At 43.6% G+C, this 24,727-nt stretch carries 12 protein-coding genes; 1 reads left to right on the top strand and 11 read right to left on the bottom strand.

The features are described 5' to 3' along the window. Positions 1 to 53: 53 nt before the first annotated feature. From CEW93_RS01695 to purL, 7 genes are all read right to left on the bottom strand, one after another. Positions 54 to 5,330: a RecQ family ATP-dependent DNA helicase gene (locus CEW93_RS01695; protein WP_143822772.1), complete on the bottom strand. Its 5,277-nt coding sequence runs from the start codon at positions 5,328 to 5,330 to the stop codon at positions 54 to 56. A gap of 59 nt (positions 5,331 to 5,389) precedes the next feature. Continuing rightward, entirely contained in the window at positions 5,390 to 7,489 is a 2,100-nt protein-coding gene (locus tag CEW93_RS01690; protein WP_089539716.1) for a DUF3488 and transglutaminase-like domain-containing protein, read from the bottom strand. Positions 7,490 to 7,546: 57 nt separating this feature from the next. Further along, positions 7,547 to 8,512 (bottom strand): DUF58 domain-containing protein, encoded by a 966-nt coding sequence (locus tag CEW93_RS01685; protein WP_089539714.1) that lies wholly within the window; start codon positions 8,510 to 8,512, stop codon positions 7,547 to 7,549. Continuing rightward, a complete protein-coding gene (locus CEW93_RS01680) occupies positions 8,512 to 9,447 on the bottom strand; it encodes a MoxR family ATPase (protein WP_255503898.1) in 936 nt (311 codons plus the stop codon). The genes CEW93_RS01685 and CEW93_RS01680 overlap by 1 nt, the downstream gene beginning before the upstream one ends. Before the next feature lie 27 nt (positions 9,448 to 9,474). Next, positions 9,475 to 11,577: an EAL domain-containing protein gene (locus tag CEW93_RS01675; protein WP_089539711.1), complete on the bottom strand. Its 2,103-nt coding sequence runs from the start codon at positions 11,575 to 11,577 to the stop codon at positions 9,475 to 9,477. 84 nt (positions 11,578 to 11,661) lie between these two features. Further along, on the bottom strand, positions 11,662 to 13,320 hold the full coding sequence (locus CEW93_RS01670) for a hypothetical protein (RefSeq protein ID WP_186727865.1): 1,659 nt from the start codon (positions 13,318 to 13,320) through the stop codon (positions 11,662 to 11,664). 359 nt (positions 13,321 to 13,679) lie between these two features. After that, positions 13,680 to 17,591, bottom strand: coding sequence for a phosphoribosylformylglycinamidine synthase (gene purL, locus CEW93_RS01665; RefSeq protein WP_089539706.1), 3,912 nt, complete (start codon positions 17,589 to 17,591; stop codon positions 13,680 to 13,682). Between the two features lie 242 nt (positions 17,592 to 17,833). On the opposite strand from purL, the gene CEW93_RS01660 reads away from it, so the two are divergent. Further along, on the top strand, positions 17,834 to 18,412 hold the full coding sequence (locus CEW93_RS01660) for a lipocalin family protein (protein ID WP_186727864.1): 579 nt from the start codon (positions 17,834 to 17,836) through the stop codon (positions 18,410 to 18,412). Between the two features lie 355 nt (positions 18,413 to 18,767). Here the strand turns inward: CEW93_RS01660 and CEW93_RS01655 are convergent, their stop codons facing one another. From CEW93_RS01655 to cydD, 4 genes are all read right to left on the bottom strand, one after another. After that, on the bottom strand, positions 18,768 to 19,130 hold the full coding sequence (locus tag CEW93_RS01655; RefSeq protein WP_089539703.1) for a hypothetical protein: 363 nt from the start codon (positions 19,128 to 19,130) through the stop codon (positions 18,768 to 18,770). 126 nt (positions 19,131 to 19,256) lie between these two features. Continuing rightward, positions 19,257 to 21,206, bottom strand: coding sequence for a molecular chaperone HtpG (htpG, locus tag CEW93_RS01650; RefSeq protein ID WP_089539700.1), 1,950 nt, complete (start codon positions 21,204 to 21,206; stop codon positions 19,257 to 19,259). Between the two features lie 63 nt (positions 21,207 to 21,269). Further along, positions 21,270 to 22,949 carry an amino acid ABC transporter ATP-binding/permease protein gene (locus CEW93_RS01645; RefSeq protein ID WP_089539698.1) on the bottom strand — a complete coding sequence of 560 codons (1,680 nt, stop codon included), beginning with the start codon at positions 22,947 to 22,949 and terminating at the stop codon, positions 21,270 to 21,272. Further along, positions 22,939 to 24,708, bottom strand: a complete 1,770-nt coding sequence (cydD, locus tag CEW93_RS01640) for a thiol reductant ABC exporter subunit CydD (protein ID WP_089539696.1) — start codon at positions 24,706 to 24,708, stop codon at positions 22,939 to 22,941. The genes CEW93_RS01645 and cydD overlap by 11 nt, the downstream gene beginning before the upstream one ends. Positions 24,709 to 24,727: the final 19 nt, after the last annotated feature.

The raw sequence follows: 24,727 nt of genomic DNA, 5'->3' as shown, positions 1-24,727 counted from the left end.
AAAGTTCTTTTGCTTTGTCTTTTGTCATCTAAGTGGCGTAAAGTGTCGCAAAATCAAGACATTGGCATATTGATTTGCACAAAAGGTATGATAAGATAATGGGCTTGCTCTTCACCCTGATAGCCCGCCCTTTCATACCACGTCAAATCATGCTGATGATATAAAGTGGTGGTAAACCCCACAAACGACAATGACCATCTTGTCAGACTGCTTTTAAATGCTTTTGAAAACCGAGCAATCATTTGTCCCTGTGCAGAATATATGCCATGTTGATGAACAACAAACCCAGCACAAGGCATGCCATTTCTTCCCCAAATATTTTTGGCAAATGTATCCTGAATAAACTGCCTGCCTTCACCTACCACCAGCTCTGTTGGTGTTAATATCAGCTCATCTAATTTTAAAAACCTTTGATAACTTAGCTGTTGTGGTATGATGATTTTTGGTATGTCAATCAACTTACCGTATTTACAAAGTAGCTCATGCAAATGCTGATGGTGCTGACTGGCGTTTTGCAAGATGGTCAGTGAATGCTTGGCTCGGGTGAGTGCCACATACAAAGAACGGATGTTGCTACCATATGCCATGTTGTCATTTTTATCATTTAAGCGGTCATCAATCACATAAACATGGTCAAACTCTTTGCCTTTGGCACTATGATAAGTTATCAAAACCACTTCGCTGGCTTTGTGGTATTGGACAGTTTTTAAGGTGTTAAGTAATTTATCATAAGTGGCGTCTTTGACTTGGCTCAGTTTGTCAAAAATCACCTGCCAAGCCCTGTCCAATGGCTGAAAATTATGCTCATCTTGCCAATCTTGCAAAAATTTTTCAACATCATCAATATCAGTTAAACTGTTTTCGCTCAATGTGCGCATCAATGCTTGACCGACAACGCTATTGATGGGGATAATTTGCTCTTCATCTTCATTGTAACGCTGAGCATGAATGCCATTTTCTTGCAAATAGTGCTGTACTGCATCAAAATTATCCCACCTAGGAGCCAATACGGCAATGGTGGCTGTGTCTTTTGCCTGCCCAAAACGCTGCTTGATGTCTTGTGCCAGCCAATGTGCCATGTCCACCCCTTTTATTTGACAAAACTGACCAAAACGAATGGGCGTGTCTGACAAATTCTCATTTTTGGCAACGATTTGATGGCTGTCATCTTTTAATCGCTCATCACTTGGTAGTATCTTGATAAATTCATTGGCAAGATGAACGATATTACTGGCACTGCGATAGTTGTTTAGCAGATAAAATTTTTGCTGACTGTCCAGATGATAATTATCTTCAAAATCTTGAATGTATTTAATGCTTGCACCACGCCATGCGTACAGATTTTGGTCATCATCACCCACCACCATCAAATAGCCACGTTGCTCATACTCCTGATTGTGTTTGGTGGGGTCAGCATCATCAACATCATCTTCCTTGTGCAAATCCGCCAAAAGCCCAATCAGCTCATACTGATAAGCGTCCACGTCTTGAAATTCGTCCACCATGATGTACTGATAAAACTGCGGTGATTCTTTTAGGCTATTGATGGCAGTCTCAATGAGCCATTGATACCTTAAACTGTTATCTAAGGTTTTATTATTGGCATGACCTTCTTTTATCAATCTTTGTCTGATGACGGCGAGTTCATCTTGGGGAGCATCTTTTTCGGTCAATCCTGTGATTTGACGAGCCAATCCATGAAAAGTCTCAATGGTAACGCCTATTGCTTGATGACCAACCAGTGCAAACAAACGCTGTCGCAATTCATGCACCGCCAAGCGGTTGTATGCCAAAATCAACATCTTTTCAGGAGCGATATTTTGTTCAATGAGCAAATACGCCACCCGATGAACAACAATGGTGGTTTTGCCAGAGCCCGGTCCTGCCAGCACCATAGATGCTCGGCTTGCGTCTGTAACGATTTGTGTTTGCTGAGCACTAAATCGTTTTGGTAAAATTTGTTTTTGATAATCTGTCAAATAAGGTTTGGTGATGTCTGCTTTTTTATCAATGTCGTACGCTTTGACCACGTCCATCAGGGGTTTAGTAAAATAATCTTCCAGCATTTGTCGTTTGATACTCATGTCCGCTTTTAGCCAAGCGTTTAACACATGAATACGAACACAACGGTCATCATAATGCTCTTTAAGATATTTATAAGCAGATTCATGATAGCGGTTTTGATGCGATTTGCTGACAAAAAATATCACCCCATCATCTTCAAGATTGCTCACATCAATGATGTTTAACCTTTGTAGGTCATCAAAATATTTTAAAACATCATCTGGATTTTCATTGAGTGCATGAGCAATGTCTGTCAAATGCAAATTGATTGCCCTTGCGTTTTTTGGGTCGTCATTGGGCAGTTTTGTCAATAAAAACTCAAACACTCTCTCCAAAATCGCCAATCTTTGTACCGAAAGTTTCAGCCAGTCTTGCCAATGATGAGCAAGTGCTTGTTGCTTCAAAATATCCATGCCATCTTTGGTCAAGGAAACATACCAATAATTTGATACACCCCGTACAGAAAATAGTCCCAACGCCTTTAATGTCTTAAAAATGTCTTTTGTCTTGATGGCGTGGTGATGATTTTTTAAAAAAATATCCAACTGCCTTTCGTTGATGGTCAGATACTCTTCATGTGCCATCTCATCATAAACATGACTACCATCTAATAAGACGCACGTTTGTAATACATGAAGGCTTTGTTTTGCTTTATTAAATAGTTGTTTAAGATAAGCATGGCGATATTTTGCACGAATGCTAAGCACCACTTCCCACTGGGCAAAACCCAAATCCACCAATGCTTTGAGCTGTTTTAATAAAGATTTTACCGAATAACCCAATGCCATCGCCAGCTCGGGCAAATAATAACTGGTCGCTTGAGATGTTTGTTGATTGGTTTGATATAGCTGGGAATACAAAGCAAATAATGTTTGATTGTCGGATACTGATGGGGCTTTTAGTAGCTTAATGCTGACCCAAATGGGCTGCTGCTCCTTTTCTATGAGCAGTCCATGACGCTCCAAAGCCAATAATGCTACCCGAATTTGCGTATTTAACTCTTCGGTGTCATCCATGTCCAAAATCGGAGCAAGGCTACTATTAACAAACCATTGCTCTTCCACAGGTCGCTTTAATACAGGGCGTATCACTCCCCAACAGTCATTTAGGGTTTTTGAGTTGGGAATGCGTGATTTTTTCTCTTGGAAAAACTGCCGTTCAATGTCCTTATCAGACCATAGCATATAAGCATGGGCTGTTTCATGGGGCTTTCTAGCTCCCCGCCCAATCTCTTGAATGTAGGACTCTAAATTGTTGGGTACGCCACTATGAATGACGGTATGAATGCCTTCTTTATCAATCCCCATGCCAAAAGCATTGGTACAAACCACCACTTCCAATTCATGATTTTTAAATTGTTCTAATAACTGCTTTTTTTGTGTTTCATGTAATTTGCCATGATACGCAGCCGCCACCAACCCTTGCTCTTTTAGTTTATTTGCATACTCTTCACAACCCTTGCAACTACGCAAATACACCAATGCCACACCTTTTGTTGCTGATGTGGGTTGGTTTTGTTGATACCATTTTTTGCGTTCTGACAAAATCAAAAACGTTCGCTGTAAACGTTGTTCGCTGTCAATATTTTCAAAATGCAGTTTGATATTATCTCGCCACACCTTTAATGATGATGACTCTATGCCGTATTGTTTTAATGGCTTATTGGTGGTCAAGATGTTTAATTTTTCAATCAATTCTTGATTTAAATCATCTTTGACACGCTGTGATGCGGTGGCAGTTACCAATGCCACCCTTGGCGGATTAAATGCTTTGGCATCATTAGAAGCGGTCAAGCCATCTTTATAACACGCCAAAATATGCTCGGCAATCCGCAAAAAATCAGGGCGAAAATCCGTCCCCCATTGACTTAATGTGTGTGCTTCGTCCAGCACCCAAAAGGCTGGCTGACGGTGTTTGAGCAGTTGGCGAATGGATGATACTTTTAATCGCTCTGGGCTTAAATACAAAATATCAATGTCGCCTTGCCACACGCCATTGATGATGGCTTGCTGGGTTTGTGGCGTTTGACCCGATGTCAAATAAGCAATGCGACTGGTGTATTCAATGGGAATGCTACTACAAAGCCCCATCACTTGGTCCTCAATCAAGGCTTTAAGCGGTGAGATGATGATGGTCAAATCTCGGCGATATTTGCTCAAAATCAAAGCAGGTAACTGAAAAGATAAACTCTTGCCCCCGCCCGTTGGCAAAATTCCCAAAGGCAAATCTTGGTTTTTAAAAATTGCCCGAACGATGGACATTTGACCATCACGCAACGACGGATAATTAAAAAAGTACTCACAAGCGTGATTGATGTCCTTTTCATTAAAATCATCTAAGCACCAAAATAACGATTCCGCCTTTAAAAACGCCAATTTGTAAGTGATGTGCTTGGTTATCCAAACTGGTCGTCTGGCTTGTGGTTTATTAAAATACCTAAGCCAACTGATAAAACACGCCACACCCAAATTTTGCCAGCTTTGATGGTTTTGTTGCAGATGATTTTTTATCAAAGCCACCAAAGAGCTGTGATTGCCTTTTGGCAGATTATCCACCAAAGCTTGCCAATCTAACTCGCCCACCATTTGTAGTCCAAAATAATCAGCCTTACTCATCATATTTAGATGTGCCAATGGTGGCAATAATGCATAAAAGATGGCTTGCCACTGATGGGGCAGGTGTTGCCATGCTCTTAGACACAGCTTAAACACCATGCGACTTTCTAAACAATCAATCACAGGGTTGTTTTGATGGGCGTGTTTTTTATAAAGTTTGGTCAGGGCGTGGCTGGGTTGATGGGGAATCAATAAACAGCTTAATATCAGCGTATCGTAGGCTTTGTTTTGCCATTTTTTTAAAGTTTGGGCGTCCTTACCTTGCAGTCCTAATCCATTAAAAATATCCACCAATCTGGGCAGGTCAAATTCAATGATGTTATGACCACCCAAATGGTTGGCGGTGTCAATCAATGTATAAATATAAAACAATTCATCGTCAAATTTCCCTTTGTCAAATCGCCAATAATGACCATCTACTATCAACGCTCCATCAATCAGTTGATTGGTTTTTGGGTCAATCTCCAAATCTAGCCACAAAATTTGCTCATCATTGAGTTTTTGAGCAAGCTCTTGCACGCCATCAACGGCGATTAGCTCATCTTTATCGGCAATCAGCCCAGCTCTAAGATACTCTGACAATCCAAGTACTAATGCAGGTTTTTTGTGATAGGTTATGTCCAAAAAATCAGGAAACTGTGATTGTCTCACCACCAACACTCCAAAACATCTTAATTGTTATTATGAATAAGGATTATATTAACACATCTTTATGTTTTGCTTGGCAATTTTTTGACAAGTGCTTGAAACTCATCTGACACTTGCTTGGTGATGTTTTCATTGCCATAACGCCACCGCCGATAAGTGCTTTTTATTTTGTCAATCTCATCAGGCTGATTGATGGCGTGATTTATCCTATCTAGCCATGCCAAATATGGCTCACTCATACCCCTTGCTAGCGATGGGTCGTGTTTAGCAAAGCGTTTTGATAAGCTGATGAGTGGCAAATCTAGTACATGATGGCGTTTTTTGCGTTTTTGATACATAATAACCAAAAACAGCCCCACCAACACCAACACCAAACCTGACATCATAAAAAACTGCTGAGCTAAATTTTTGATATTAAACCATTTAAATAAGGCGTTTTGCTGTTTGTCTTGGTCATAGCCCACCACATCTCGTTGCCAATAGTAATTGATTTGGTCAGAATAACGTCTTAGTGTTTGTAGCAGTTTAAACTGCTGATAACTCCATTGCCCCGCAATGCCTTCACCAAACATACTTGCTCCACCAGTCTGTGCTACTGCACCCATGCCTTCATCAATTCGCTCAGATGACACAAAAGCAGTTGGGTCAATACGCACCCAGCCTTCGCCTGCCAGCCACACTTCTGTCCACGCATGAGCGTCCATTTGACGCACTTCCCAGCTTTGACCATCACGACCAAGCTCCCCACCTTGATAGCCTACGACCACCCGAGCAGGAATGCCCACCGCTCTCATCAAAAAAGCAAAACTAGACGCATAATGCTCACAAAAACCCGCCTTTGTGCCAAACAAAAACTCATCAATACGATGGTTTTGTAGCACGGGGGGCGATAAAGTATAGCTAAACCCTTGTGTGCTGATGTACGCTTTAACACTTTCAATATAACGCACAGGGTCTTGATTGCTTTGGGCAAATAGCTGCTCGGCAAAAGCACGGCTTTGGGAGTTGCCTTGATTTGGCAGACGCAGATTGATGTGTCTTTGCAATTCGTCCAAATTCAAATCCGTCCGACTTTGCTGATAATATGCCGATTCATAGTGCAGCTGTGTGGATACAGGAAAATAACTTCTTAATACAAACTCGCTTGTCAAACCTATGCCACGCTTTGGGCGAAGGGTTGGGTATTCTAAGGCAAATAACCAGTTTTGTTCGGTAGGCTCCAAGATGACTTTATAGGGCGTAAAATCGCCAATTTGTACACTTTTTATCCATTCAGGGGGATTGTTAATGTCCGATGATGACCAAAATCCTTGCGCCAGTTCACTTTGCGTCCATGTAACGCCATCAAAATCACTAAACACCAATCCCCGCCAATACATTTCTTGGCGACTTGGTGGCTGTCCATCAAACTCCACCCGAAACGCAAGCTCAGTAGATTGGCTTAGGTTTGAAAAATCCCCAGGCGACATAGAATCTGATACACCTGTGGTGGCAGTTTTGCCTGCCATCGGTAGCGACCACAGTGGGGGCAGGCGGGGGAAAAACATGAATAACACCAACAATAACGGCACAGCAGGCAGTGCCACCATCAATAAAGCACGCAGTCTCCCTTGACCTGTGTTGTTATTTTCATCGCTTAGGGCAATAAAGGTCATCATCACCGCCATGAGTGCTGGTAGTGCCAACAGCACCACTTTTAAGCCTTGGCTCATCAAAAATGCCGACCCCAAAACAAACAGCCCCAAATTTAGGCACACATAGGCATCTCGTTTTTGATAAAGCTCCCAAAATTTTGTACCAAAACACAGCACCAAAAAACTGACCGCCACATCAACGCCCAACAGCTTACCAAAATATAAATAAATGCCCCCCGCACCCACAAAAAACATGATGGCTTTGATGATTTGTTGGGTCTTTTTAAGGCGACCTTTGCCATGCCCATCTATGGCGGCTTTAATGGTGGGTTTTTGTAGAAGAATGCTGGCTGTTACCACAACAAACAACCAGACAGGCAAGGTGGTGATATGCACAAGCATGATAAGCAGTGCTGACAGCATCACCCAATGATAAGCAGGCAATGCCAAAATTTTGGCAAATCCGCTCCCAACAAACTGCGTGGAAGCAGTGCGTTTACCAAGGCTGTACTCTAAAAATGTGGTCATTTGTATTGGGGTTAAAATGTTGGGGTGTTATATGAACTGGCGTAACGGTGTTTATTTTTAAGGCTCTTTGGCAAGTGCCAGCAAACATGACTGAACGAACGCTTGTCCTGAGCCAAACTCACTTTTCCAGCTAGGCAATACCACAAAAAACCCAAGCTCACTGTCTTGTAGTGCTTTGATGGCAAACGCCATTTCGCTTAATTTTTGTTCATGATGAATGCTGGGCATTTGTTGATAGTCCACTTTTGTTTGTGTGCCCACAGGGTCAGCAAAATGCTTGGTCAGCATACCTGCTCCACGAGCCAAATGCCCCCATGACACTCGTGCCAAACTCTCGCCTGCTTGATACTCGTCCAGACGCTCAAACTCATCTTGACCGATTTTACCCACCAGACCCGTTTGCTCACCATCACCATGCATGGCATGCAAAGTGGTTTGCCAATCAAATTTTTGTGGTTTGGGATAAACATACACAGGGCTATCAAAATACGCATATGCCCATGCTTTTAATATGCCCAGTGGGTACACCGTATGTATGGTCAATCGTGGCAATGCCATACGACCACGCTGATGTGTTGGCACAGACAGTCTGACTGTCATTGTCTTATCTACATAAGGCACAATCACAGGCTCACCCCCATCAAAACCAAGCACTATCTGACGGCTAGATTTGCCACTTTTATTGGCAATCTGTACGCTTACCCAAGCGTCCTTTTGTGCTTCGGTCAAGCTGGTCTCTATTAATGTCAATTCAAGGGCAGACAATTGTACAAAAGTATAAAACACCCCCACAAGCCACATGCCAAATAAATAAAAGCATAAGCCCAAAACCAAGTTGTTGGCATAATTTATCCCCATCACAAAGGTAATGATGAGCAACAATCCAAATAATAACCCTTGGGCACTAAAAAAGACATAGATGTTTTTTAAGCTAAAAGAAATGTGGTCAGCTTTTGGGGTGCGTTTGAGTAAAAAGGCACGAACATATTTGCCAATGGGGGATAAAAGTGTCGGCGATGTCATCAATCCACAGCCACCTGTGCAATGATTTGCTCAGCAAGCGTGTGAGCTTTTGTACCCCCCAAATGATGAAATGGCACAAATCTTTGTCCCAAACGGTGGTCAGCCACCGCCGAGAACACCGCTTGCACGTCATCAATGGCGACGTTATTTTGACCACTCACATAAGCGTACGCCTGACACGCTCTTTTTAAGGCAAGCACACCACGGGGCGACAACCCATGATACTCCTGACTGGCACGGCTTTTTGCCACCAAACGCTGAATATAATCTAGCACCACAGGAGCAATATACATATTGCGGACTTCTTGCTGAGCAATAAGCACATCTTGGGCGGTCAAAATTGCGGTTAATCCTGACAACAGCTCTCGTCTGTCTTTGCCTTCTAACAGCTCTCGCTCGGCAGTTGGCGATGGATAACCAAGCGACACACACATCAAAAAACGGTCAAGTTGAGATTCAGGAAGTGGATACACGCCTGCTTGCTGAACAGGGTTTTGCGTGGCAATGACAAAAAAAGGCTTAGGGAGCAGATAAGTTTTACCATCTTGGGTAACTTGTCGCTCTTCCATAGCCTCTAATAATGCAGATTGCGTTTTTGGACTAGAACGGTTAATCTCATCGGCAAGCAGTAACTGAGTAAATACCGCCCCTTGACGAAAATAAAATTCCTGACGAGTTTGGTCATAAACCATCATGCCCAAAATATCGGCAGGGAGCATGTCATTGGTAAATTGTACACGATTAAAATCCATGCCAAACAACACCGCCAACGCATGAGCCAGCGTTGTCTTACCCATCCCCGGCAAATCTTGTAATAATAAATGACCATCAGCAAGTAAACATGACACCGCCAACTTAACAGCATATTGCTTATCTAAAACAATGTGATTGATGGTGTCTAATAAGCGGTTGATTTTTGGTTGTATTTGGCTCATGGTCATATTCTTTTATTATTAAATCGCCTATTCGGCAGGTGGGGCAAACACCATCTCTGAGGTGGCAGGTTGCAAATAATCTCCCTGCAAGAATCGTGCCCCAACTGACCACGCCAGCGACATGACGGACGCTTCTTCAATATAAGGCATGAGTGTTGCCACATGATGAGCATTGATGGTACTAATCAAGGATTGTAGGCTATTTAGATTGACTTCACGGTCCAAATCTTTGGTATAACTGCGAGCCAGTCTGACCATGTTTGGATTTAGATGGGTGAGCACGTCTTCGTATTTGGTGGTAGAACCAAAACTATACACCCCATAACGACAGCCAATGTTTGCCAATGCCATAAACTGACGTTTTGCTGCCACCATATAATCTAGCAAATCTTGCTCATTAAACTGCAAAATCAACGCCTGTGCATCACCGCCAATGGCACGAATCAGCTGAGTAATGCTGGCAATAAAATTATTTGCAAAACCGTTATTTTCCAAAGCAGACGATGACAAACCAATCAGTATTTTGGCACTTGGGTGGGTTTTTCTGATGTGAATTAGATGTTTGGTGGCATTAATCAGCACCCAACGGTCTAGCTTATCTAACAGATTGTTTTTGCGAGCAATGGGAATAATCTTCTCAAAAGTCAATGCCGAGCCGTCTGCCATTGGTAAGGTGACATAAACTTCAAACAAATCGCTACTGTCTGTCTCAATGTCATAAATTGCTTGATAACTCAGCTGCAACTGATTGTAAGCCAAAGCATTTTGTAGATATTCTGACAACACACTGTCATCTTCGCTGGCAAGCCTACTGATGTCAAACACACCAACTTTATCTGCAGAATCATCATCAATATCAAACTCATTCATCACAGCTATCGCACGTTCTAGCACGACCTGCGGTGTGGGAGCATTCATGTCCATCATCACCACGCCCACCGACAAGGTGGTGGTTACGGTACGGCTACCAACTTCTATTAATAAACTTGCTACTTTTTGAGTTACTAACTGAGCCGTTGTCAGTGCTTCATCCGTGCTAACATCAGACAAAATCACCACAAAATGCGTGTCGCTAAACCGAGCCACAAAGCCATCATTCATCTTGGTAAAAGACTCATCAAGCAAATATGCCACCTGTTTTACTGCCGTATCTAGCCCTGCAATCCCTACTGTGGAGTTGATTTTTGGGGCATTATCCATGCGTATGTACAGCACATGGGCTGATTTTAATGTGCCATTTGTCAGCTCATGATGTGTATTTTGCAAATACTCCATACAGGCAATGCGGTTAGCCAGCCCCGTCAAAGGGTCAAGGCGTTCAGCTTGGGCAAGTTTTTTGACAAGCTCAGCATCTGTGCTGTTGTTTTGCTGGATAATCATCTGCGTAACAGGCTCACCATCTAAGGTGGCGGCGGCTAATTGTAGCTTTGATGCAAAAGTGGTGCCATCGGTGCGTCTGCTTTCAAATTCAAACTCCACTTGCGAGCGGTCGCCTTTGTCAAATCTACGCAAAAATTGCTTAAAGCCCTTAACATTATCACCCCCTGCAATCAAATCCACCACTGGCACACCAATAATGTCTTGCATACCCTTATAACCAAACAGCTGCAAATATGGCTCATTTGCAAAAATATGCACACCTTGGTCAATATATGCCACCGCAGATTTTGAATTTTCTATCAAAATATTGGCACGTTGCTCAGATTCTTTTAAAATCATACGCAAGCCTTGTAGCTGTCTTTTGGTTTTGACATATTGCTTTTGCAAACAAATCGCCATCACCAACATACCATCTTCACCGACGGGTATAGATTTGACCATGTCGCCACAGACAATCTCTGGCAGACCAAATTGATTAAGCTCAGCAACTTGGGGGTTCTTGGCAAGGGCGATGATGGGTAATAAAATATCTTGGTCTTGAATGATGCCCACCACATCTGTCAAGGTCATGTCATAGGCTCGGTTAAATACCAACACGTCCCATTCATGACGTAAGATTTTTATCAGTTCAGCTTTTTCGTCCAAAAAGCCCAAATGCACTTCTTCATAATACACTGACAACAGTTTGACCAAATGTTCGGCATATAACTGCTCTTCATCTATGACCAATAAATTTAAACTTTGTTTCATATCATCACTTTTGCAAATAAAGTAGTTATTAAGCATACTCTAAATAAAGGCTGGCATTTGCTGGCAAAACTCAATTTAAAATATTTACTCGCTCATACGAACAATCTGGTATTGCTCTATCTCATCAGTAGAAAGCAAGTTTCTCTCCAAACGCAGTCGCAGCTCTTTGGTGTCAATCCGCATGAGTATCATGTCGCCTGATTTAAAATGATAACGTGGCACAATCAGCGTGCTTTGTTTGTTTAGCTCATCGCCATCTATTAATAAAGCATGGATAAACTCCTGAGAACGCCCATCATTTTTTAGCAGTCTTGCACCACAAGCAAGCAAAATCCGCCCCAAAATCCTACCATCTACTTCTATCTCATCGCCAAAACGATCCACCCAGTGAGCAATACCCAACCGCCACGGATTTTGATTTTTGCTGTTTTCTGATTTGATGGCAAACAGCCCAAACACTTGTAAAAAATGCTGGTCAATCACCACATCACGAGTATCGCCATCAAAATCATGCACTTTTTGTGTGTAATTAAACCGTGCCAAGGTCTCACTACTGCTGGTCAGCTTTACCCACTCTTTTGGTAAGGCAGGTTCTAGGGCTTGTTTGATGGTTCTAGGCTGCCGAGTGTCCATCAAAGCTTGCTGATTGATGACTTGTGCCAACTCTCGCCCACCAGAGATTTGCTGAAAAATCGCCGAAAATCCCGTTAAAAGCTCCGCTACTTGCTGTCCTAGACGATCTATACGGTCTTGGCGAGCGTACCGCTCAAAGGCGATAAGCACCATTCTGGCAAGCCTTGACTCAAAGACACTTTGGGCATCGTTGGTGATGAATTTGCCTGATTTGACTTCCACAAGATGTTGAACCAGCTTACTTTCATCAAAAAACAAGCATTGATATTCATCACTATACGGATTGACTGTTGCATATGGCGTGATGACTTCTGGGGGATAATTGCCCAAAAGATTGACAAAGATTTTTAATTCTGGTCGTGCTTCAAAGGTCGCTTCCACATAAGTCGCCCAAGTTGGCAACACCTTAAAAATATTCAAAATGTCCTGACGGCGATAAGCAAAAAAGTTCACAAAACTAGAAATGCATGCTTGCTCGTACTGGCGCTGAATGGTGTCATTAGGCAGGTATTTGGCAACTTTATGCACATCTTGATGCACCACCCCTTCTTGGGCGACACGCAAATACCAAAAATTTAGCTGTTGCCACACCACACGCGGGGCTCTTTGGTAAGTCATGGCGTACTCCATCAAAAGTCGCACATACAACCCCATCATTTGATACACCGCCACCACCACAATGTTTTTTTCGTCATTGTTTAATGTTTTAAATATTTTTTTTAACCAACCCTCTTCCATCTCATCATCTTGGTGTAGCTCCACATACGCCCGAGATGCGATATTTTTGTAATTTAAAATCAGCAAAAAGTACAAACTTCTAACTTCGGTGGTGCTTTGCTGTTGAATGGCAGATAAATTTTGATGTTCATAAATATAATCATTATGAAGCTGTCCCACCACCCGCTCAAAGGCTGGCATGAGTTTGGCCAGTATTTTTAGGCGTATCTTATCGTGCATCTGTACCACCAACAATTCAGTCAGCACAGATTGTATTTGAGCAAACTGCCCATGCTTATTCATGCCTGATAATGACAACACCCACTCTGGTATCAGCTCCCCTTCCATACCAATCGTCATACTTTGTAAGGATTGTTCTGGAATATTGGTCATCACCAGTCTTTCAAATTTGCTTAGTGTAATCATTTATCATCTAGTCCAGAAATTTTTAATAACGCACAATTATACTAAAAAAAACTTATAAACTCATTACGCTTTACAACCCAATACGCTAACTTTTATCTGCAACTTACTAAAATTAAACAAAAATAAACCAAAAATTGCTTCATCTTTATACTTAATTTTATTAGGGATTTTTTAATAAAATTCGCCCATTTTTAGAATAAAAAAGATTAAATTTTATTCAAATGCATATGATAAAAATCAATATCATCATGTATTAAATCCCAAAATAAACACGCCCCTTTTTGATGGTCAAAAAAGGGCGATTAAGCAAAACGCAAAGCTGTGATTTATCTTAAAAATGCCCGTGCATTTCTAAACAATCTTGCCCACGCCCCATCTTTATCCCATTCATTAGGTTTCCATGAATGATTGACCGCTCGCAGCGTTCGCTCTGGGTGTGGCATCATGAGCGTAACTCGCCCATCATTGCTACAAATGCCTGTGATACCGCCGATAGAACCGTTGGGGTTTAAAGGATAATGCTCGGTGGGACTGCCCGTGCTATCCACATAACGCAGGGCAATTTGACCGCTACTTTCTAACTCAAAACGCTGTCTGTCTGACAAACCAGCATAGCCTTCGCCATGAGCCACCGCAATCGGCAAGATACTGCCTTGCATGCCCTTTAATAGCACCGACTTGGTACGCTCCACACGCACATTGACACTGCGAGCTTCAAAACGGGCAGATTTATTGGCGGTAAAACGTGGGAAATGCTCTGCCCCCACCATCAGCTCTTTTAACTGACTCATCATCTGACAGCCATTACACACCCCCAGTGCAAAGGTTTCAGGGCGGTGGAAAAACTTGGCAAACATCATAGACAGCTTGTCATGATGTAACACGCTATTTGCCCAGCCAGAGCCTGCCCCCAACACATCGCCATAGCTAAATCCGCCACACGCCACCAAGCCTTCAAAGTCTCGCAAATCCACCTTGCCACGCATCAAATCGCTCATGTGGACATCAATGGCATCAAAGCCTGCCATCACAAAACCCGCCCCCATCTCAATATGACCATTTACGCCCTGTTCACGCAAGATGGCAACCTTGGGGCGAGTGGTACGGCTGTTTAGATAAGGAGCTTCTATCGCTTGATTTAGGTCATAATTTGCCTGTGCAATCAACCCTTGATGATTAGGGTCGCTAATGAGTGCAAATTCTTGGTCAGCACACTTAGGATTATCTCTTAGGCGAGCAATGGCGTGGCTAACCTTTGTCCATTCTTGTTGCAAATCAGCACGGTCAAACACAAGTGTCTCATTAGCGGTGCAAATGGTCAGCGTATCCATGTTGCCACCGCCTTGGGGTGTTTGCTTTACTTGCCCTATTTTAACAAGTCTGTCGCCCATACCCATGCTCTTTGCCTGTGCAATCAAAGCATCGTCATCTTGTGGCAATACTTGTACCACCGCCCCAAGCTCTTCTGCAAAAAGCTCGCCAAGTAGATTGTCATCAGTTAAATTTAGCTCAATCGCCACTCGTGCGGTAAACTGCATCTCAGCAACGCTTGCAATCAAGCCCCCATCAGAGATGTCATGATAGGCACGGATAAGCCCTTGGTCTTTGGCGGTTTTGATAAATTCAAAAAAATCAATCAAAGCCTTGGGGTCATCAACATCAGGACAATCATCACCCAGTTGGCTTAATGTCTGAGCAAAGACGGAACCGCCCAAGCGATAGTTTTGACCCACATTAACTCGGTAGAGCAAACTGTCTGCATTGACAAGCTCAGGTGTGATGGTGCGTGCGACATTTTGTACAGGGGCAAAGCCTGTGATAATCAGGCTCATCGGAGATACCACCGCCTTATCCGCCCCATCATCTTGCCAAGTGGCTCGCATAGATAAGCTGTCTTTACCCACAGGAATGGCGATACCCAGTGCAGGACAAAGCTCTTCACCCACCGCATGCACCGCATCAAACAGTGCCATGTCTTCTTTGTCTTCGCCACACGCTGCCATCCAGTTGGCAGATAAAGTAATGTCGCTCATACGAGCAATGTCGGCACTTATTAGGTTGGTGATGGCTTCACCCACCGCCAAACGAGCAGATGCCTTAGGATTGATAAGTGCCACAGGCGTACGCTCACCCATTGCCATTGCTTCGCCTGTGTCAGCAAAAATCGTGCTACTGGTTACCGCACAGTCTGCCACAGGCACTTGATAACGCCCCACATACTGCTCACGTGTTACCATGCCTGTGATAGAGCGGTCGCCAATGCTGATTAAAAAAGACTTACTGGCAACAGTGGGGTGGCGTAACACATCTTTGATACTGCTTGACAAATCCACGCCGTCAAGGTTTAAAGGTGATAGCTGTGGTGTTTGACGCTCAAAGCTGCGTTTCATTTTTGGCGTGCCACCAAGCAGTACCTGCATGGGCATATCCACAGGTTGCTCAGGCAACAGCTCATCATTGACCACCAGCTCACGCACATCGGTTGCCACGCCTAGCACCGCATAAGGGCAACGCTCCCTTGCACAAATCTCATCAAAACGAGCTTCATCATCAGGGCGAATGGCAAGTACATAGCGTTCTTGGGCTTCGTTTGACCAAATCGCCATCGGGCTCATGCCTCGTTCTAGCGATGGGATTTTACGTAATTCTAGCACCGCTCCTAGCTCATGGTCATTGACCAGCTCAGGCATGGCATTGGACAGACCGCCTGCCCCCACATCATGAATAGAAACGATGGGGTTTTTATCCGCCCCCATTGCCCAACAGGTATCAATCACTTCTTGGCAGCGGCGTTCCATCTCGGCATTATCTCGCTGTACACTGGCAAAATCCAAGCCTTCATCTAGTTCACCGCTGTCCACCGAACTGGCTGCTCCGCCGCCCAAACCAATTTGCATGGCAGGGCCACCAAGCACGATGAGCAAATCACCTGCCTTGATTGAATTTTTTTCTATCAAATCTCGTTTGATGTTACCATAACCGCCTGCAATCATAATCGGCTTATGATAACCCCGCATGGCACTGCCATCACCATCTTTGCTGGTGTCAAGCTGAAAACTTCTAAAATAACCTGTCAAATTTGGGCGACCAAATTCATTACTAAATGCCGATGAGCCAAGCGGTGCTTCGGTCATGATTTGTAAGGCAGATGCCATGCGTTCAGGTTTGCCGTATGCCAAAGTTTGTTTTTCCCATTTTTCGGGCATATCAGGCAGGTGCAAATGCGACACGTGAAACCCAGTCAAACCTGCCTTGGGTTTACCGCCACGCCCTGTCGCCCCTTCATCTCGTATCTCGCCACCTGAGCCTGTGCTTGCTCCTGAATAAGGAGCAATGGCGGTGGGGTGATTGTGGGTTTCTACCTTCATCAAAATATCTACCATCTCTTGATGAAAGTGGTATTGGTGCAGTCCGTCGGCATTTTTGGTGGGATAAAATCTATCTGTCATAAAACCTTCTATCACTGCTGCATTGTCTTTGTAGGCGGATAACACCCCATCAGGATTGCTTTCATAAGTATTTTTAATCATTTTAAACAGCGACTTTGGCTGCACTTCTTTATCCACCGTCCACTCGGCATTAAAAATCTTATGACGGCAATGCTCGCTGTTGGCTTGGGCAAACATCATCAGCTCCACATCAGTAGGATTACGCCCAAGCTGAGTAAAATTTTCCACCAAATACTCAATATCTTCACCAGATAAGGCAAAGCCAAACGCCTTATTTGCTTGTATTAGAGCATCTTTGCCCTGCCCCATAATATCAACATGATTAAGCGGTGCAGGCTCATGGTCATCAAACAGCCGTGCCACGTCTGACAGCTGATAGCTTAGACTTTGGGTCATGCGGTCATGTAGAATATTTTCGGCTTGTTTGGGTAAAGTGGCTGGCAAATCATCGCCTGTGAGTGTAAAGATGACCACTCGCTCAATACGACCAACATCAACACCACAATTATTAAAAATATCAGTTGCCTTAGATGACCACGGACTAATCGTACCAAAACGGGGCGAGACAATCACTTGCACCTGATTGTCCTTTGGTGCATGAAGTGGCAAGGATTGACCTTGATTTAACAAACTTAGGGCTTTTGTGGTGTCGCCATCGCTCAATACTTGCTCAAATACATAGACTTGTTGCGTGGTGATGTCAGAGATATTTAGGTGGCTTTGTAGTTCATTAAGAAGTTTTTGGCGTTGAAAATCGGTTAAAAATGGGTATCCAGCAATGGTCATCATGGCAAATTCCAAGTGAAATATAAATCGCCCTATTTTAGCAGATTTTCATGATTTTTGGAAAATCTTTACACAGGTTTGTGGCACTGGGGCATTTGTTGGTGGTTTAACTGCTGGTAAGATGGTGCTTATTTTATGTGCGTTTTATCATTTTATTTTAATATATCAACAATATAGATTATGTTAAATAAATTTATTTTAGTAAGTCCCAGTTTTTTATGTTACAATCCGCCCTTGGAGTTATCATGTTAGGTTTTATTATGCACGCAAAAGCACCTTTTGTCCCCACTGTACTCATCATTCTAGCTGGCATTAGTGCCTGCACCAGCACACCCACACCCACAGCGCCACCACCACAAACCGTCAGCCAACTTCGCCTTGATGACTACCTTGGTACATGGTATGAGATTGGGCGACTGCCCATGAGTTTTCAGGACAAATGTACGCATAATGTTACTGCCAATTATAGCTTAAAAGATAATGGCAAAATCCAAATTCTCAACACCTGCCAAACCAAAGACGGGCAAATATCAGCACATGGTGAAGCCCATGTTTTTGATAGTAGTAATGCCAAATTAAAGGTAAGTTTCTTGCCCGGCTTTCTAAAAAAATTCACCTTTGGTCAAGCAGATTATTTGGTGATTGCCACCACACAAAATCACCAAAACTACACCTCCGCCCTAGTTGGCACCTCCGACCGAAAATATCTGTGGATACTATCTCGCACACCCACCCTAGATGATGCCATCTACCAAAACTACCTTGCCATCGCTCGCCAAAATGGCTTTGATATCAGCAACTTTACCAGTACTCGCCAAGAATAGCTTTATTTTTGGTGATAAACTTCATCTTGGGAATGTTGTGGATAATGATGGGCAAATCCGTATGTGCCAAATCGCAGGACTGGCAAGCTTCACACGGTTTTCTTGGTGAATATCGGCGGTTTTGCCGCACATTTTATTAAAAAGGAATTCCATCTGACATGATAAATAATCAAAATGGCTTGCAAACACCCATCGTGATAACATTGTTAGCTTTTGCTTTATTTTATTAACAGAAAATGGGTAAATTGGTGGTGTCAGTGTTATTTTTTCTCATACAATTAACCACTAAAAACCAATTTAAAACACACCCCAATAAACATCGGAGTGTTTTTCAAGGTGCAAGTTTTAAATTAAATTATTTATATTGATGTAGAACGCTTTTGACAGTTGGGGTAATGCTTTGACAGTAGGCAGTCAGTTGAGTTTCGCTGTTTAAGTCTTCTAAGCCAGCAAAAAGCTGTGCACCCAAATCTTGCATGGCTTGGTCATCAGCATCTGCACAAGTCGTTGCAACTTGTGATTCTAAGCGGTCAAACGCCTTATCTTCTTCATCACCCCAGCCTAAGTCATCTGTACCTAAGCACATAAAAGCATACATACTCACTTGAATGATATTTGTAGCATGGTTTTGACAGTTTGCACTTAGTGGGGCAGTATGAGCATTCGCCATTAGTGAAAACATCACCAAACCCAACAACGTTGCCTTAAATTTATTCATAAAAATCCCCAAACATGAGTAATGTTCAAAGTATAACACCCTTTCATGGCGATTTTAGTAAACAAATGTAAATGTGTCATCAGCTTATTAAAAAACCCAAAACTCTTTGGTTTTGGGTTTTGTGGTTTATTTAAGCAGCAGTTTATTAATCCGCTTTAAATACCCTGCTGGGTCGTGTGGCTGCCCGCCATCTGCGATGAGTGCTTGGTCAAAAATCACCTGTGCCAAGTCATCAAACTCACTGCTATTTTCTAGCTTATTGATGAGTGGGTGGGTGGGGTTGATTTCAAGTGTGGGCTTAACGTCAGGCACAGGCTGCCCCATGGCTTTGAGCATTTGTGCCATTTGCGGGGTCAGCTCACCATCTCCCACCACCAAACACGCTGGGCTATCTACCAAACGACTGGTTACTCGCACGTCTTTGGCTTGCTCGCCCAGCACGCTTTTTAAACGCTCTACCACAGATTTTAGATTTTCTTCGGCTTTTTTGACTTCTTCTTTTTCAGCTTCATCGGTCAAATCACCCAAATCTACCGCCCCTTTGGCAATGTTTTGTAAGGGCGTACCATCAAACTCATGGATAAAGTTCATCGCCCATTCGTCCACACGAGCGGTCATCAGTAGCACTTCAATGCCTTTTTTGTTAAACAGCTCTAATTGTGGGCTATTTTTGGCGGCAACCAAGTTTTCGGCGGTCAGATAATAAATCGCTTTTTGACCTTCTTTCATGCGTGCCTTATAATCAGCAAAGCCTGTGCTTATTTCATCATTGGTGCTGGTGGCATAGCGAAGCAGTTTGGCGATACGCTCTTGGTTGGCTTGGTCTTCGCCCAAACCTTCTTTTAACACGTCGCCAAACTCTTTGTAAAAGTCAGCAAATTTTCCTTGTTTGGTCTCATTTTCACTGTTGGCAAGACTGGCAAGCAAGGTCAAGATACGGCGTGCGTTGCCTTCACGGATAGATTTGACATCACGAGACTCTTGCAATATCTCACGGCTGACGTTCAGTGGTAAATCACTGCTGTCAATCACCCCTTTAACAAAACGCAAGTACATGGGTAACAGCTGCTCAGCATCGTCCATGATGAACACTCGCTTCACATAAAGTTTTAGTCCACGTTGCTGTTCACGAGCATATAGGTCAAAGGGAGCTTTTTTGGGGATATAAAGCAGCTGAGTATACTGCACACGTCCTTCTACACGATTGTGCGTCCAAGTTAGTGGCTCATCAAAATCATAGCTGACAGTTTTATAAAACTCATTATACTCATCATCGCTAATCTCACTGGCTGAACGTGTCCACAAGGCAGATGCTTTGTTGATGGTCTCATATTCATCAGTCAAAATCATCTCACCATTTGGCACGGTCGCATCTTCGTCTTGCTCGGCATCTTCTTGCCAAACTTCTTTACGCATTTGGATAGGCAGGCTAATATGGTCAGAGTATTTAGAAACCAAAGACTTGATTTTGTAGCGGTCAAGATAGCCATATTCGCCATCTTCTCGTTGCACAAATTCATCTTTTAGATGAAGTGTGATGGACGTGCCACGATTTTCTTTGTTGATTGTTTCGGTAGTAAATGAGCCTGTGCCATCTGAGACCCAGCGTACGCCTTGGGTGCTTGGCTCGCCTGCTTTGCGACTTTCTACGGTAATTTTATCTGCCACAATAAAGCCAGAATAAAAACCCACACCAAACTGTCCGATAAGATTGCCATCTTTTTTATCAGCTTCGGATAATTTGTCCAAAAAGGCTTTTGTGCCTGATTTGGCAATCGTTCCCAAATGCTCAATGGCGTCCGCTTCATTCATGCCAATGCCGTTGTCGCTGATGGTGATGGTTTTTGCTTCCTTATCTAGGTCAATTTTGATGGCAAGCTCGCCGTCATTTTCGTACAAACTGTCATCGCTCGTTGCCAAGAATCTGAGCTTATCGCAAGCGTCTGACGCATTAGACACCAATTCACGGATAAAAATATCAGGGTTTGAATATAGCGAATGAGTAACAAGGTGCAAAAGCTGATTGACTTCTGTTTCAAAGCTATGAGTTTTTGGAGAGTTGGTTTGTTCGGTCATAAAATTATCCTGTTAAAAAAATAACAGGATAAAAATAGGGATGACAAAAAATTTTTCAAGAGATTATTTCACCTTTAACACACAGGTGTCGCCCATATTTTGCCAAATTTGATGGGTGGCGATGGCAAGTATGCCAATCTGACCATTTCGTTGCATGTCCGTTAGACTTGTCCATACTTTTTGGCGAGTGGTACTGTCTAACCCTGCAAATGGCTCATCTAATAACATGATAGATTTTGGGGCGAGCAGTAGCCGAGCAAGTGCCACACGCCTGCCTTGACCGCCTGAGATTGCCATGCCATACTCACCTAATGGCGTGTTTAACCCCTTAGGTTGAGATTTTGCCCAATCAGCCAAATTCACCTTATCAAGCACCGCCCACAGCTCATCATCGCTGGCAGATGGTTTACCAAGTCGCAGATTGTCCGCCAATGTTTGGTCAAAAATATCCACATTTTGCCCCAAAAATCCCAACGATGACCCAAAATCCACCTTATCAAAGGCAAGATCATTCACCAAAATTGCACCACCAACAAGGAGTATCTCACCTGCCAATGTCGCCAGCAAGGTAGATTTGCCTGCCCCTGATGCGCCGATGATGAGTGTGGGTTTATCATTGGTTAAAGTGGCATTAATATTATCCGCACCGATGATGGCAGATGGCATTTTGACTGAAACATTTTGTAATGATAAAGTATGTACATTGTCATTAAGCAATGTCTTTGGTGAAGGTGCGATGTGCGATACAATAAGCCCATTAAGACGCTCTTTTGCCATCACACTTCGCCCCAAGGCAAGTGGCTCTGACGTTAAAGCTGTGATAATCTCAATCAATCCAAACAGCCCAAGCACCAACGCCAACACATAAGCAGGGTTTAAATGAACATGACGGCTTAGGTTGTCAGCAGTAAAAACAGCCACCTGATTGTCCACCACAAAATAACGATGAGTCAGCCCAAGCACCAAACACACCGCCACAGCGATGATACATTGATTGATAAAACTTGTATTTCTTTTTAGGGCATGGATTTTTTGCGTGCGTGCGTGGTGCGTTTCATCTAAGTTTATCAGTTGCCCCACTTTATCTTGCCATCGCCCCCAAATCAATAACTGATGGGTGGCAGGCAATATGTCCAATAAAGCAGATTGGCGTTGTTCGGTGAGTGCGCTTTCTTGTTTGGCAAGGTTAATGCCTTGTTTTAAAGCAAAAAACGCCACCACAAAAGTCAGCACCAAAAGCACCACAACAAACCACGCAGAAGGCAAAGACATCAGTATCAACACGGACAACATGACTGTTGCCAATATCGCCACCACATAAGGCGACACCAAACGCAAAGGGAACTCATTAAGAACATCAATGTCTTTAACAAGGCGGTGCATGGTTTGGCTACTGCTTTCCATTTGGCGTTCTTGGGAAGTTAATTTTGCCCAACGAGCAAAGAATTTAACCCGCAACTCCTTTAATAAGCCAAAAATCGCATGGTGCGACACCATCAAATCCCCATAGCGAGCCAGTGTGCGTGTCAGGGCAAACAGGCGAATGATGGCAGATGGGATAAAATAATTAAACAGCACGCCAAGCACGCCTGCCACCGCCGTTATGGTGATGAACCACCCCGCCACCATCACCAAACCTAACACCGACACCACCGTGGCAAAACCAAGCAGCCAAGCGATGAGCCACAAAGATTTTTGGGTGCTTAATAATTGCGACAGCTTAAATTGTTCGTTATTTTTCATCAGCCTGCCCTTTTTTGTTTAAATCATGCACCACATCAAACGTCAAATCACCAAAATTCTCATCATGCGTTACCCAAATCACCGTCTTACCTGCTGACAATCGCCACAGTAGCGACTTAATTTCATCTGCCGTCTGTACGTCCAAATGTTCGGTTGGCTCATCAAGCAGCCAAACATTGCTGTCTTGAAGTAACAGCTGAGCAATACCAAGCCTTTGCCCCTGACCGCCTGACAGCCCACGCCCACGCTCACCAAGTGGCGTATCAAGCCCCATCGGCAGGGCACGAATGACCGCAGATAACCCAACATCATCAAGCACTGCCCACAACTCATCATCGCTGGCAGACGCTTTGGCAAGGCGTAAGTTTTCACCGATGCTCAAAGGCAACAATGGCACAGACTGCGACAAATACCCCATCTGCTGTCTTAGGTGAGCCACATCAATATCGCCGTAACGATAAGATACGCCATCGTCTATCAGTACATCACCTTCATAATCACCAAAACCCAGCAAAATATGCAAAATCGTGGATTTTCCCGCCCCACTTTCACCCATAAGTGCACTGCGTTTGCCTGCCATAAAATCCAGCGTGGTTGGCGACAGTCGCACTCGCCCATCATCACCAAAAGCGGTGATGTTTTTTAGGTGAAAACTTGGGGGAGTTTTTAGGGTGATTGGCACACCTTGGGTGTGTTTGCTTTTAAAATTTAGCATGGGAGCAATGGCTTTGGCACACGCCATCGCCTGACCTTTGACATGATACTCCGCCCCAAGCCGTCTTAGAGGGGCATAAAACTCAGGCACAAGCAACAAGATAAACAATGCCGTACTATATGTGGTCAATACTTGACCTTCTGCCCACGGCAAAATCCCCATCAGCCCAAAGCCCAGATACACCGCCACCAATGCAATGGATAACGCCGATAAAAATTCAAGCACCGCACTATTTAAAAAGGCAATTTTTAGGACACTCATCGTACGTTTGCGATAGTCTTCGCTACTTTTTTCAATGTCCACCACCGCAATGTCCACTGCCGACAATCGTGATAAGGTATTGATGCCCCTTATCCAATCCAAAAACCGCCCACCAAGCTGAGCCAAAGCGTCCATTTGTTCACGGCTTTTGCGAGCGGTGGCAATACCAATAAACGCCATAAAAATCGGCACAAGCGGTGCAGTTAATAACAAAATCACAGATGCCGTTACACTATAAAAACTGATACACCCTGCCAAAATAATGGGGGTGGTAACAGCGGTCATTTTTTGCACATCAAAACGAGCAAACCCTATCAAATGGTCAGGCTCACTGACAATCTTGGTTGCCAATGCCCCATCAGCCCCAAAATATCGCCGAGCCAACCCCAGCTCACCAAGCTTGTCAAACAAACGCTGTCGCACCGATTTAGCCACTGACAGACCAGCATTTGTCAATAGATAATCACGCACATAAGCCAAAACTGCCCGAGCCACCATGAGTAGCCCAACCACCACCGCCCACCACCAAATATTTGGTGCAACAAGTTCGCTTTTGCCCAAAAAATAATCAAGCCAAAATGAAAAAATTGCCACCAATACGGACGTTTGCCCCACCAAAAGCAGCACGCTCACCACGTCCAAAAACCATGCCATTATCATGGATTTTTTGACAGGTTTAAAAGTCGCCCTTAAAAAGGCATTTGCCATGATATCTTCTTGGGAGCGACGTGGTTTTTTGCGTTTGTTTTTGTTGTTTTTAGGTGAGTGTTGAGAGTGGCTCATGATGATGATTTTAGTCAAA

Origin of the sequence: Moraxella sp. VT-16-12, assembly GCF_002224245.2 — a bacterium.
Lineage (GTDB): Bacteria > Pseudomonadota > Gammaproteobacteria > Pseudomonadales > Moraxellaceae > Moraxella.
This window is presented reverse-complemented; position numbering and strand designations above follow the sequence as displayed.